The following is a 13,004-nucleotide window of genomic DNA, read 5'->3' on the forward strand; positions in this document are numbered from 1 at the left end:
GACCATCAGCAACGGAAATCCCATGCGCCGCCACCTGCTCGCTGCCACGCTCGCCGTCTCCCTTGTCCCTGCCATTGCCCCCGCCCGGGCCGACGAGGCGGCCTTCGCCGCCTGCCTGGCGGGCCTGCGTGCCGAGGCGCCCGCCAAGGGTGTCAGCACCGCAAGCTTCGACACCCATACCGCCGCCCTGGCGCCGGACATGGCGGTGATCGGCTTCCTCGACGCCCAGCCCGAGTTCGTCACCCCGATCTGGGATTACATGGCCGGCCTGGTGGATGAGGAACGGGTGGCCGACGGCCGGGCGATGCTCGCCGAGTGGCGCGAGGTGCTGGCCCGCGTGGAGGCTGAATATGCGGTCGATGCCGCCACGGTGGTGGCGGTGTGGGGGGTGGAGAGCAATTATGGGCGCAATTTCGGCAGCCGGCCGCTGCTCACCTCGCTGTCGACGCTGTCCTGCTTCGGGCGGCGGCAGAGTTTCTTCCGCGGCGAGTTCTTCACCACGCTGAAGATCATCCAGGACGGACATGTGGCGCCCGAGCGTCTCACCGGCTCGTGGGCGGGGGCCTTCGGCCACACCCAGTTCATGCCCAGCACCTTCATGCGCCTGGCGGTGGATTTCGATGGTGACGGGCGGCGCGACCTGGTCGATAGTGTGCCCGATGCGCTGGCCTCGACCGCCAACTTCCTCAAGCGCGCCGGCTGGCGCAGCGATCTGCAGTGGGGCTTCGAGGTGCGCCTGCCGCGCGGCATGGACACCTCGGGCGCGGGGCGGCGCAACAAGCAGCCGATGAGCGACTGGGCGGCGCGCGGCGTCAGGCGCGTCGATGGCTCGCCGCTGCCGGCAGGCGCGACGCCCGCCGGCCTGTTGCTGCCCGCCGGGGCGGCGGGGCCGGCCTTTCTGGTCACGCGCAACTTCGACGCGCTGTATTCCTACAACGCCGCCGAGAGCTACGGCCTGGCAATCGCCCACCTGTCCGACCGCCTGCGCGGCGCCGGCGGCTTCGCCACCCCCTGGCCGACCGACGATCCGGGCCTGTCGCGTGCCGAGCGCCGCGAGCTGCAGGAGCTGCTGATCGCCCGTGGCCATGACATCGGCGCTGCCGACGGCATGATCGGTACGCGCACGCGCGAAGCGCTGAAGCTCGAGCAGGCCCGGCTCGGACTGCAGGCCGACGGCCGTGCCGGCCAGCGCGCACTCAACGCGCTGCGGGCGCAGACGGCGCGTCAGGGCGGGGGCTGAGCAAGGCGGGGGAGGGGCCGAGCAAGGCGAGGGGGCCTGCGAGGGCCCGGTTGGTCGGCGGACGGTGGCGCTCTGGTTCGTCAGCGCACACGCAATCCGGTACGGGGGCGCTGACGCTCAGGCCGTCGCGCGACGGCGCTGCGAGCGCTCGATGCGCCGGGCTTCGTTCTGTGCTTCGGTGAGCACCTCCTGCACGTAGTCGAGGTGCGCATACACGAGCTGGCGCGCATCTTCCGCACGCCGTTCCTTGATGGCGTGGAAGAGCGCGCGATGCTGGTCGAGCAAGGCATCCCGCACTTCGCTGCCCGCCGGCAGCATGCCGCCAATATTGGTCACCACGTTGCGTTCGAGCAGCTCGAACAGGCTGCGGATGGTGTGCAGCAGCACCGCGTTGTGGCTGGCCTCGGCGATGGCGAGGTGGAAGTGGGCATCGGCCGCCCCTTCTTCGGCACGGCTCACCCGACCCTTGCGTAGATAGCATGCCTCCACGCGCTCGAAGGCGGCGCCGAGGCGTTCAAGGTCGGGCTCGGTGGCGCGCAAGGCGGCGTAGTAGGCGCACGAGCCCTCCAGCGTGTGGCGGAACTCGATGAGGTCGCGCTGGGCCTCGGGGCTGCGCTCGAGCAGCTCGATCATCGGGTCGCGGAAGGACGAGCCGAGCGCGTCGCTGACGAAGGTGCCGCCGCCATGCCGGCTCAGCAGCAGGCCCCGCGCGATGAGCTTTTGCAGCGCTTCGCGCACCGAGGGGCGGGAGACGCCGAACTGCTCCGCCAGCGCACGCTCTGCCGGCAGGCGCTCGCCCGGGCGCAGGCTGCCCTCGAGGATCAGCGTCTCGACGCGCTCGACGATGTCATCGGACAGGCGGCGTTGCTGCAGAGGCGTGGCTTTCATCGATTCTTCTCCAGGTTCGTACACCGGCGCCGCGTGCATCGGCACGCGGCGGCTGGAATCTAGCCGCTAGAGGTGCTGCGGGCAAGCCGGCGCAACCTTATACGCACATCGGGAAAATTGATCTTTGCGATTGACAGCCCTCACCGGCTCCCCTAGTCTAAGCCAACAAATGGTCAATTGGTAAGACCAAGTTTGGTAAAAGATGAATTCAACCGCTGCGTGGAGAGTGTCGATGTCGGGTCTGGTCCTTCAATCCCTGGTGCGCAGCGCGCGCCTGCCGTTCTGAGCGAGGTACTGCATGCAAGCCGGTACGCTCGCCTTAATCGCCTTTTCTCCGATCCTGCTCGCCGCGATCCTGCTCGTCGGCCTGCGCTGGCCCGCCAAGCGGGCGATGCCGGTCGTGTATGTGCTCACCGCGTGCATCGGTCTTTTCGTATGGGACATGAGCTTCAACCGCGTCCTCGCGTCCACCTTGCAAGGCCTGATCATCACCATCGGCGTGCTGTGGATCATCTTCGGCGCCATCCTGCTGCTCAACACGCTGAAGTATTCGGGGGCGATCAGCACGATCCGCGCCGGCTTTGCCACGATCAGCCCCGACCGCCGCATCCAGGCCATCATCATCGCCTGGCTGTTCGGCTGCTTCATCGAGGGCGCCTCAGGCTTTGGCACGCCGGCCGCGATCGCGGCGCCGCTGCTGGTGGCGATCGGCTTTCCCGCGCTGGCCGCGGTGCTGCTCGGCATGCTGGTGCAGAGCACGCCGGTCTCCTTCGGGGCGGTCGGCACGCCGATCATCATCGGTGTCAATAGCGGTCTGGACACGGCGGCGATCGGCGCTCAACTGGTCGAGCGCGGTTCGAGCTGGGAGGTCTTCCTGCAGCTCATCACGAGCAACGTCGCGATCATCCATGCCATCGTCGGCACCGTGATGCCGCTGATCATGGCGATGATGCTGACGCGATTCTTCGGCAAGGACAAGAGCTGGAAGGCCGGCCTCGAGGTGCTGCCCTTCGCGCTGTTCGCCGGCCTGTCCTTCACCATCCCGTATGCGCTGACCGGTGTCTTTCTGGGGCCGGAGTTTCCCTCGCTGCTCGGCGGCCTGGTCGGCCTGGCGATCGTCACTTCGGCGGCGCGCTTCGGCTTCCTGGTGCCGAAGAAGCACTGGGACTTCGCCGAGCCCAAGGACTGGCCGAGCGACTGGATGGGCAGCGTCGAGATGAAGCTCGACCAGCTGCCCCGTCACCAGCAGATCGGCATGCTGCGGGCCTGGCTGCCTTATGTGCTGGTCGGTGCGCTGCTGGTGCTGAGCCGGGTGGTGCCGGAGTTCGGCGATGCGCTCAAGGCGGTCGTGCTGAGCTTCCCCAACCTGCTCGGCGAAAAGGGCGTCAGCGCCAACTTCCAGCCGCTCTACCTGCCGGGTGGCATCCTGGTGGCGGTGGTGCTGATCACGGTCGTGCTGCATGGCATGCATGCGCGCTCCCTGGCCAAGGCGGTGGGCGAGTCGTCGCGCGTGCTGCTCGGCGCCGGTTTCGTGCTCCTCTTCACCGTGCCGATGGTGCGCATCCTGATCAACTCCGGTGTCAACGCGGCCGACCTGCCGAGCATGCCGATTGCGATGGCGCAGTGGGTGGCCGACAGTGTGGGCGGGGTCTATCCGCTGCTCGCACCCTCGGTCGGCGCGCTGGGCGCCTTCATCGCGGGATCGAACACGGTCAGCAACATGATGCTGAGCCAGTTCCAGTTCGGCGTGGCGAGCACGCTCGGCATCTCGGGCGCGGTGATCGTGGCGGTGCAGGCGATCGGGGCGGCAGCGGGCAACATGGTGGCGATCCACAACGTCGTCGCGGCATCGGCCACCGTCGGCCTGCTCGGGCGCGAGGGCGCGATCCTGCGCAAGACCTTCTGGCCGACGGTGTATTACGTGCTGATGGCCGGCGTGGTGGCGATGGTCGCGATCTACGTGCTCGGCGTCACCGATCCGCTGGTCGCTCAGTAGCCGCAGTAAGTGTTAGCAGCAGTCGCGGGCACCCCCGCGCTGCTGCAGAATCAGTAAGACCCCAAGGGAGACGATTCGCATGAGTCATTCCACATCAGCCGCAGCCAACGCGACCCGGGTGGCGCCGGCCATCGAGCCGCCGCGTGCGTATCCGGCCAAGCCGTCGGACGTGTTCCTGTTCGGGACCTGCGTGCTGGATCTGTTCTTTCCGAGCGCCGGCATGGACGCGATCCGCCTGCTCGAGCGCGAGGGCATCAAGGTGCATTTTCCGCAGGCGCAGAGTTGCTGCGGCCAGCCGGCCTACACCTCGGGTTACACCGACGAGGCGCGCGAGGTGGCGCGCGCGCAGCTCGCGCTGTTTGCCGGCGAGTGGCCGGTGGTCGTGCCGTCCGGCTCCTGTGCGGGGATGTTCCGCCATCACTACTTCGAGCTGTTCAAGGACGAGCCGCAGGCCTTGAGGCAGGTCGAGTCGCTGGCGGCGCGCACCTTCGAGCTTGCCGAGTTCCTGTTGAACGTGTGTCGCGTGCAACTGCACGACGGCGGCGCGCCGGTGAAGGTCGCGCTCCACACCTCATGCTCGGCACGGCGCGAGATGAATACCCACCTGCATGGGCGAGCGCTGCTGGCGCAACTGGACGGCGTGGAGCGGGTCGATCACGACCACGAGAGCGAATGCTGCGGCTTTGGCGGCGCCTTCAGCGTGCGCATGCCCGATATCTCCGGCGCGATGGTCAAGGACAAGACCGCGGCGCTGAAGGGCTCGGGCGCGGCCGAGGTGGTGAGCGCCGACTGTGGCTGCCTCCTCAACATCAACGGCTGCTTCGAGAAGCAGGGCGAGCGCCTGCGCGGCGAGCACCTGGCGAGCTTCCTGCTGCGCCGCACGGTGGCCGGGGCAGGCGAGGGCAGGAAAGGAGGTCGGCAATGAGCGCGATGACCGAGCTGCCCGCCGTCCCGATCGCGTTCAAGCGCAATGCGCGCGAGGCGCTGGCCGATCCGCAGCTGCGGCGCAACTTCCGTGGTGCGATGGACTTCCTGATGGACAAGCGCCGCGTCCAGTTCCCGGACGGCGACGAGCTCGAGCGCCTGCGTGCGTTCGGCAACCGTGTGCGCGCGCGCGCCTTGTCCAAGCTGCCCGAGCTGCTCGAGCGGCTGGATGCGAACCTGAGCCGCAACGGCGTCAAGGTGCACTGGGCCGAGACGGTGGACGAGGCCAATGCCATCGTGCACCGCATCGTCGAGCGGCACGCGGCGAAGAAGGTGATCAAGGGCAAGTCCATGGTCAGCGAGGAAATGGAGATGAACCATTACCTCGGTGAGCGCGGGGTGGATTGCCTCGAATCCGACATGGGCGAATTCATCGTGCAGCTGCGCGAGGAGAAGCCCTCGCACATCATCATGCCCGCGATCCACCTCAACGTCGGCCAGGTGGCCTCGCTGTTCCACGACAAGCTCGAGGTCGATTACACCGAGGATGTCGACCGCCTGATCCAGATCGGCCGCGAGACGCTGCGCCGCAACTTCTTCGAGGCCGACATCGGCGTGTCGGGGGTCAACTTCGCCATCGCCGAGACCGGCACCCTGCTGCTGGTCGAGAACGAGGGCAACGGCCGCATGTCGACCACGGTGCCTCCGGTGCACATCGCGGTCACCGGCATCGAGAAGGTGGTGGAGAACCTGCGCGACGTCGTGCCGCTGCTGTCGCTGCTGACGCGCTCGGCGACCGGCCAGGCGATCACCACCTACGTCAATATGATCTCGGGCCCGCGCAAGGCCGACGAACTCGACGGTCCGCAGGAGGTGCACCTGGTGCTGCTCGACAATGGCCGCAGCCAGGCCTTTGCCGACGGCGAACTGCGCCAGACGCTCAACTGCATACGCTGCGGCGCCTGCATGAACCACTGCCCGGTCTATACCCGAATCGGCGGGCACGCCTACGGCACGGTGTATCCGGGGCCGATCGGCAAGATCATCACCCCGCACATGCTGGGTCTGGACACGACCCGCGACCTGCCCACGGCCTCGTCCATGTGTGGCGCCTGCGGCGAGGTCTGCCCGGTCAAGATTCCCATCCCCGCACTGCTGCGCCGGCTGCGTGAGGAGGCGGTGCGCCCGCCGCAGGCCGAGCCGCATCACATGCGGGGGCAGGGGACGAAGTACTCGAAGAAGGAGGCGATGGTGTGGAAGGCGTGGCGCAAGATGAACACCTCGCCCGCGCTGTACCGCGCCCTCACCTTCGCCGGCACGCGCTTGAGCGCCTTGATGCCGTCCAGGATCGGCCCCTGGACCGAGCATCGCAGCGCCCCCAAACCCGCCGCACGCACCCTGCACGAGCTCGCTCGCGAGCATCTCGGAGAACAGTGAATGAGCGCCAAGGACAGGATTCTCGCCAAGCTGCGCGGCAGCCTGGCGGGCACGACCCCGGTCGCCGACGACTACGACGTGGCCCTGCTCACCGAGCCGTGGCGTTACGCGCCCGCCGATCGCATCGCACGCCTGCGCACCATGCTCGAGGCGGTGCATGGTGAAACCCGGCTGACGACCCAGGCCACGTGGCCGCAGCAGGTGCTCGAGGCGCTGGCCACGCGCAACATCGGCGAATTGCTGATTTCGCCGGCGACACCGCATGGCCAGCAGCTTGCCGGACATGTGGCGCTCACCGGCGCCGGCTTGCGCCTGAAGGCCTACGATCGCCCGGTGGAGGAGTGGAAGGACGAGCTCTTCTTCCGCACACCGGCCTCGCTGACCGGCACGCTGGGCGGCATCGCCGCCACCGGCAGTCTGGTGGTGTGGCCGACGCCGCAAGAGCCGCGCCTGCTGAGTCTGGTGCCGCCGTTCCATATCGCCTTGCTGAAGGCGAGCGAGGTGCGCGACAACCTGTTCGAGATGATGCAGGCGCAGAACTGGTCTGGCGGCCTGCCGACCAATGCGCTGCTGGTATCGGGGCCGTCCAAGACCGCCGACATCCAGCAGACGCTGGCCTATGGCGCCCATGGGCCCAAGGAGCTGCTGGTCCTGATTGTCGAAGACGCCTGAGACCGGGCTGTGAATGCACTGCGCCCCGATCGGCCGCTTGAGGGCGATCGGGGCGCAGTGCATTTCGGGGCGCGGATCCGCGCAGCGCGCTCAGCGCGCGGACTCAGTCCGGGCGATGGGTATGCAGCAGGTAATTGACGTCGGTATCGCGACCGAGGGAATAGACCTTGGTGAGCGGGTTGTAGCTCATGCCGATCAGTTCCTGCGCGTCGAGAGCAGCCTGGCGGCAGTAGCGCGTGAGTTCCGAAGGCTTGATGAACTTGGCGTACTCGTGGGTGCCGGCGGGCAGCAGCTTGAGGACGTACTCGGCACCGATGATGGCGAACACATAGGACTTGAGGTTGCGGTTGAGCGTGGAGAAGAACACGTGGCCGCCCGGCTTGACCAGGCGCGCGCAGGCGGCGATGGTGCTGGCGGGGTCGGGCACGTGTTCGAGCATTTCCATGCAGGTGACGACGTCAAAGGCGGCCGGGTTCTCGTCGGCGAAGGCCTCGGCGCTGAACAGGCGGTAGTCGACCTTGTGGCCGCTTTCGAACAGGTGCAGGCGCGCCACGCTGAGCGCCTTTTCCGACAGGTCGATGCCGGTCACCTCGGCACCGACCGCTGCCATGCCCTCGGCCAGGATGCCACCGCCACAACCGACGTCGAGGACCTTCTTGCCGGCAAGCTCGGCCTTGCCGTTGATCCAGCTCAGCCGCAGGGGATTGATCTCGTGGAGCGGGCGAAACTCCGAGGCAGGATCCCACCAGCGGTGGGCGAGCTCACTGAATTTCTGCAGTTCGGCGGGGTCGGCGTTGAGTGTGCTCATGGTCGGTGGACTCGCGTTGCAGTTTGCGAAGGGATGCGTGCCAAGAAGGACCGCAAGGTCGGGGCAATGTTCCAGGGGGGCCGCGCGGGGCGCGGCCCAAATGAAAAAGCCCCGCCGAAGCAGGGCTTTTCTTGCATCGGGCTCGAAATTACTTGGAGCCGATGACTTCCACTTCCACGCGACGATCCGGCTGCAGGCAGGAGATCAGCGCAGCGCGACCGCGAACGTTGTCGCACTGGTTGCCGGTCACCGGCTGGGTCTTGCCCTTGCCTTCGGTGTAGATACGGTTGGCGTCGACACCCTGCGAGACCAGGTAGGTCTTGACGGCGGCGGCACGGCGCTCGGACAGGCGCTGGTTGTAAGCGGCCGAGCCGATGCGGTCGGTGTGGCCGACGGCGAGGATCACTTCCAGCTTGAGGTCCTTGGCCTGGGCGGCGAGTTCGTTCAGGCGAGCCTGGCCTTCGGGCTTCAGCACGGCCTTGTCGAAGTCGAACAGGGCGTCGGCCGACAGCTTGATCTTGTCGGCGGTGGGCCTCGGAGCCGGCGCCGGCGCAGCGGCAGCGACCGGGGCGACGCACTTGTCGGCCGGAACGATGTCGGCGTCGCAAGCGCAACCAACCGGGAACTCGCCAGCCAGCGCGGTCGAGGCGGCAGCCGGGCTCCAGTAACCGGTGCGCCAGCACAGGCCGGTACCGCTACGGGCGACGACGTTACGGGCGTCGATGACGTACGGGATTTCCCCCTGGCCGGCCACGACAACATCGTTGACCTGCGCGAAGGCGCTGGGAGCGGACACGCCGAACGAGGCGATGGCGGCCAGCATGAGCATCTGCTTCTTGGTTTGTTTGATCATGGTTTCCTCTTTGAAGGGCGAGTCGCCGGAATTGCCACTGAACGAAATGAAAACGTGCGTTATGCCGTCTTCGCGTCGGGTTGCACCAGTATATCCAGTTCAATTACCGAGCTTAGTTTGCCACACTGACGCGAGCCGCAGCAATTCGCTGTCTCTAATATGCAACAGCGCAACGCCTTTGTCCACGCGGGTTTCTCCGTTTACCCACACATGGCTGACGTCCTCGCGGCCGGCAACATAGACGAGGTGTGAAACCGGATCGAAGCGGGGCCGACAGTGCAGCCTGCCGAGGTCGACTGCACACAGGTCTGCGGCCTTGCCAGGCTCGATCGAGCCGATGCGGGCGCCGAGTCCGAGTGCCTGTGCGCCGCCGAGTGTCGCCATGTGCAAGGCGGTGTGGGCGGGCACGGCGGTGGCGTCGTGGCTGGCCACTTTCGCGAGCAGGGCGGCGTGGCGCATTTCCTGCAGCAGGTCGAGCCGGTTGTTGCTGGCCGCGCCGTCGGTGCCCAGTCCGACGCGGATACCGGCTTCGAGCAGGCGGGTCACGGGGGCGATGCCGCTAGCGAGCTTCATGTTCGAGGTCGGGCAGTGGGCCACGCTGCAACCGTGGCGCGCGAGCAGCTCGATGTCGCTATCGTCCAGATGCACGGCATGGACGCCGATGAGGTTCTCGCCGAGGAGGCCGAGCCGAGCAAGGCGGGACAGCGGGCGCATGCCGTGGGCGGCAAGTGAGTCGGCGATTTCGCCTTTGGTCTCGTGCACATGGATGTGGATCGGCAAGCCGAGCTCGTCGGCAATCGCCAGCGCGCGGCCGAAGCTGGCGTCGCTCACGGTATAGGGCGCATGCGGGGCGATCGCGAAATCGATCAGGGGGTCGGCCTGCCAGCGATCACGGGCGGCCAGGCCCTTGCGCAGGTAGTCGTCGGCGTCGCTCGCGAAGGGGGTCGGAAACTCGAGCATGACGACGCCGACCACGGCGCGCATCCCCAGCGTCGAGAAGGCTTCGGCCGCTGCTTCCGGGTGAAAGTACATGTCGTTGCAGGTGGTGATGCCGCCGCGCAGCATCTCGGCCGCGGCCAGCAAGGTGCCGTCGCGCACGAAGGCAGCGGAGACATGGCGCGCCTCGGTAGGCCAGATTGCCTCCTGCAGCCAGCGCATCAGCGGCATGTCGTCGGCGATGCCGCGCATCAGGTTCATCGCGGCGTGGACGTGCAGATTGACCAGGCCGGGCATCAGCAGGTGCTCGGGCAGTTCGACGATCGTGTCGGCGCGAAAGGTCGCCGCGGCCCGGGCACGCGGCAGCAGGGCGACGATGTCGCCGCCGCGGACGGCGACGGAATGGTCCTCGAGGACGACGCCGGCCGGTTCGACGGGGACGATCCAGCGTGCGTGGATGAGCAGGTCGACGGTTTCGATCAAGGCGGGGCTCCGGGTCGGATGAGGGCGGATCGCTTGGGGGCAGGACAGCGCCCGATTTAAGCATCCAGGCCGGCAGGCACACAACACGCCGGTCGGCGGACCCGATGCGGCCTGTGCGGGTCGCAGCGTGTCGGCAGCGGCGCGCACGGGATCGCCAAGCGTGCAAGGGCTCACTGCCACGCACCGGTTCATGCAACAATCCGTGCATTCGTCACGCCGCATGGCAGTGCTGCAACTGCCCACAAACGCATGAACCGGATTCCGAACCGTATCGGCAAGTACAGGATCGTCAGGGAGGTCGGGCGGGGCGCCACCGCGATCGTCTATCTTGCCGAGAGCGACGATCATCCCGGGCCGGTTGCGGTCAAGCACGTGCGCTTCGACGACAAGGTCAAGGACGAGGCCAAGTGGAACCGCCGGCTGGTGAAGTTGCTGAAGGCCGAGCAGGTGGTGTCGAGTCGTCTCAACCATCCCAACATCATTCGCATCTTCGATGCGTCGATCGAGCCGACGCAGGCCTACGTGGTGATGGAGTACTTTCCCGGCGCTTCGCTCGAGCGCTATTGCAGCTTCGACAAGCTGTTGCCCATCCACCGCACAATCGGCATCGTGTTCAAGTGCTGCATGGCGCTCGATCACGCCTACAGGCAGGGCATCGTCCATCGCGACATCAAGCCGGCCAACATCCTCGTCGATGACGAGGACAACGTGAAGATCACCGACTTCGGCCTGGCGCTGAACATCAACAAGAAGATGGACACAGACTCCACCTTCATCATGGGGGTCGGCTCGCCCGCCTACATGAGCCCGGAGCAGATCAAGGGCTACCCGCTCAACCAGAAGACCGACCTGTATTCGCTCGGTGTCCTGCTCTTCCATCTGCTGACCGGCCGCCTGCCCTTCCGTGCCAGCAACCCGGCCCAGCTCGTATACAAGATCATCAACGCCGACCCGCCCTCGGTGTCGCAGCTCAACCCCGACGTGCCCGAGCAGATGGATGCGGTGATCCGCAAGGCGCTGGAGAAGGACCTGTACTCGCGCTACCGCAACGGCGCCGAGTTCGCCAAGGATCTGGCGGCGGTGCGCTACCAGATCCTGGATGAGAACTACGTGCCGCTCGATGCCGAGCGCTTTGGCAGGTTGCGCCGACTGGCCTTCTTCACCGAGTTCGAGGATGTCGATCTATGGGAGGTCATGCGCATCTGCGCCTGGCGCAAGGTGGGGCCGCGGGTCGCACTGATGCGCGAGGGCGACAACGACCAGCGCTTCGGCATCGTGCTCGAGGGGCGCGTCGAGCTGTCGGTCGAGGGGCGCCGCGTGATGGAGCTTGGGCCCGGCGAGGTGTTCGGTGAGCAGGCCTGGCTCGATCAGCTCGAGCATCGTCATATGCTCACCGTGGTGTCGCTCGAGGACCTGAGCTACCTCGAGGTGAATCCGGCTGCGCTCGCGCTGGCCAGCGAGGAGGTGCTGGAGCGTTTCCGGCGTGAGATCTCGACCGTGGTGGTGCGGCGTCTGGCGCACCTGTCCCGGCAGATGGCGGCCGCTGCGCCGCCGGCCGTGCGTGCGGAACACACGGCGACCGGCTTCGACCTGCAACTGCTCGACACCTGAGCGGCGCTGCCGCTCGAACGGGAATTCCCCGCAGCCGGGCGCCCCGCGCTCACTGTTTGGCGCCGAGCGCGCGCGCGCGGGCCTGGCAGGCCGCGCTGGCGGCGGCGTCGAGGGGCGGGATGTCGAGCCAGTTGCCGAGATGGCTGCAGGTGAGCGCCATCAGGGCCCGGATCCAGTCGTCGCGCTCGTTGAGGCAGGGGATGTAGTGGAAGACCTTGCCGCCTTTCTCGAGGAAGGCCTCCTTGCACTCCATCGCAATCTCCTCCAGCGTCTCGAGGCAATCCGCGACGAAGCCGGGGCACATCACGTCGACCCGTCCCACGCCCTGGGCGGCGAGCGCTTCCAGCGTGGGCTGGGTATAGGGCTTGAGCCATTCTGCCTTGCCGAAGCGCGACTGGAAGGTGACCATGACCCGCTCGGGCGCGACGCCCAGTCCCTCGGCAACCAGGCGGCCGGTCTTGTGGCATTCGCAGTGGTAGGGGTCGCCCAGATCGAGTGAGCGCCGCGGCACGCCGTGGAAGCTCAGCAGCAGGCGCTCGGGCTCGCCATTGACCCTCCAGTGGTCGCGGACGCTCTGCACCAGCGCGGCGATATAGCCGGGGTCGTCCTGGAAGCTGCGCACGAAGCGCATCTCGGGCTGGTTGCGCCAGCGGGCGAGGCAACGGCCGACCTCGTCGACCACGGTGGCCGAGGTGCTCGCCGAATACTGTGGATAGAGCGGCAGCACCAGGATGCGGGTGCAGCCGCGGCTGCGCATCGCATTCAGGGTGTCGGCGATCGAGGGGGCGCCGTAGCGCATGGCGTAGGCGATGTCGAGCCCGTCATGGCCGGCCTTGGCGAGATAGCCGGCGAGCAGCTTGGCCTGGCGCTCGGTATGGACCTTGAGCGGCGAGCCTTCGTCCATCCACACGCTGGCGTACTTTTTTGCCGAGGCCTTGGGGCGGGTGTTGAGGATGATGCCGTTGAGGATGGGCCACCACACGAGGCGCGGAATCTCGACCACCCGCGGGTCGGACAGGAACTGCTTCAGATAGGGGCGCAGGGCGGCCGCGGTGGGCGCCTCGGGCGTGCCGAGATTGACCAGCAGCACGCCGGTGCGAGGCGAGGTGCCATGCTTGAACGGGGGTTCGGTCCAGTAACGGGGCATCGGGGTCCT

The 13,004-nt window shown here is 67.2% G+C and carries 11 protein-coding genes; 6 read left to right on the top strand and 5 right to left on the bottom strand.

Translation table 11 applies throughout. From position 1 onward, the window contains the following. The first annotated feature begins 22 nt into the window (after window positions 1-22). The gene (locus tag PLC66_RS07685; protein ID WP_324539035.1) at window positions 23-1,240 is read left to right on the top strand and encodes a lytic murein transglycosylase; all 1,218 of its coding nucleotides are present in this window, start codon (window positions 23-25) and stop codon (window positions 1,238-1,240) included. Window positions 1,241-1,357: 117 nt separating this feature from the next. On the opposite strand, the gene PLC66_RS07690 is transcribed toward PLC66_RS07685, so the two are convergent. Beyond that, window positions 1,358-2,128 (bottom strand): GntR family transcriptional regulator, encoded by a 771-nt coding sequence (locus PLC66_RS07690; RefSeq protein ID WP_324539037.1) that lies wholly within the window; start codon window positions 2,126-2,128, stop codon window positions 1,358-1,360. Window positions 2,129-2,426: 298 nt separating this feature from the next. On the opposite strand from PLC66_RS07690, the gene PLC66_RS07695 reads away from it, so the two are divergent. The 4 genes from PLC66_RS07695 to PLC66_RS07710 all read left to right on the top strand — a co-directional run bounded on the left by PLC66_RS07695 (window position 2,427) and on the right by PLC66_RS07710 (window position 7,157). Continuing rightward, window positions 2,427-4,124, top strand: coding sequence for an L-lactate permease (locus tag PLC66_RS07695; RefSeq protein ID WP_324539039.1), 1,698 nt, complete (start codon window positions 2,427-2,429; stop codon window positions 4,122-4,124). A gap of 79 nt (window positions 4,125-4,203) precedes the next feature. Next, on the top strand, window positions 4,204-5,049 hold the full coding sequence (locus PLC66_RS07700) for a (Fe-S)-binding protein (protein ID WP_324539040.1): 846 nt from the start codon (window positions 4,204-4,206) through the stop codon (window positions 5,047-5,049). Further along, window positions 5,046-6,485 (top strand): LutB/LldF family L-lactate oxidation iron-sulfur protein, encoded by a 1,440-nt coding sequence (locus PLC66_RS07705; RefSeq protein WP_324539041.1) that lies wholly within the window; start codon window positions 5,046-5,048, stop codon window positions 6,483-6,485. Before PLC66_RS07700 ends, PLC66_RS07705 begins: the two co-directional genes overlap by 4 nt. Next, the gene (locus PLC66_RS07710; RefSeq protein ID WP_324539043.1) at window positions 6,486-7,157 is read left to right on the top strand and encodes a LutC/YkgG family protein; all 672 of its coding nucleotides are present in this window, start codon (window positions 6,486-6,488) and stop codon (window positions 7,155-7,157) included. A gap of 103 nt (window positions 7,158-7,260) precedes the next feature. Here the strand turns inward: PLC66_RS07710 and ubiG are convergent, their stop codons facing one another. The 3 genes from ubiG to PLC66_RS07725 all read right to left on the bottom strand — a co-directional run bounded on the left by ubiG (window position 7,261) and on the right by PLC66_RS07725 (window position 10,237). After that, window positions 7,261-7,965, bottom strand: coding sequence for a bifunctional 2-polyprenyl-6-hydroxyphenol methylase/3-demethylubiquinol 3-O-methyltransferase UbiG (gene ubiG, locus PLC66_RS07715; protein WP_324539045.1), 705 nt, complete (start codon window positions 7,963-7,965; stop codon window positions 7,261-7,263). A 148-nt stretch (window positions 7,966-8,113) separates the two neighbouring features. Next, entirely contained in the window at window positions 8,114-8,818 is a 705-nt protein-coding gene (locus PLC66_RS07720; RefSeq protein ID WP_324539046.1) for an OmpA family protein, read from the bottom strand. A 99-nt stretch (window positions 8,819-8,917) separates the two neighbouring features. Next, window positions 8,918-10,237, bottom strand: a complete 1,320-nt coding sequence (locus PLC66_RS07725; RefSeq protein ID WP_324539048.1) for a TRZ/ATZ family hydrolase — start codon at window positions 10,235-10,237, stop codon at window positions 8,918-8,920. Window positions 10,238-10,486: 249 nt separating this feature from the next. On the opposite strand from PLC66_RS07725, the gene PLC66_RS07730 reads away from it, so the two are divergent. Further along, window positions 10,487-11,848, top strand: coding sequence for a serine/threonine protein kinase (locus PLC66_RS07730; RefSeq protein ID WP_324539050.1), 1,362 nt, complete (start codon window positions 10,487-10,489; stop codon window positions 11,846-11,848). A gap of 49 nt (window positions 11,849-11,897) precedes the next feature. Here PLC66_RS07730 and hemH read toward each other — a convergent pair whose 3' ends face one another. Continuing rightward, window positions 11,898-12,995, bottom strand: coding sequence for a ferrochelatase (gene hemH / locus PLC66_RS07735; RefSeq protein WP_324539052.1), 1,098 nt, complete (start codon window positions 12,993-12,995; stop codon window positions 11,898-11,900). Window positions 12,996-13,004: the final 9 nt, after the last annotated feature.

The organism is Thauera sp. (assembly GCF_035444905.1).
In the GTDB taxonomy this organism is placed as follows: Bacteria; Pseudomonadota; Gammaproteobacteria; order Burkholderiales; family Rhodocyclaceae; genus Thauera.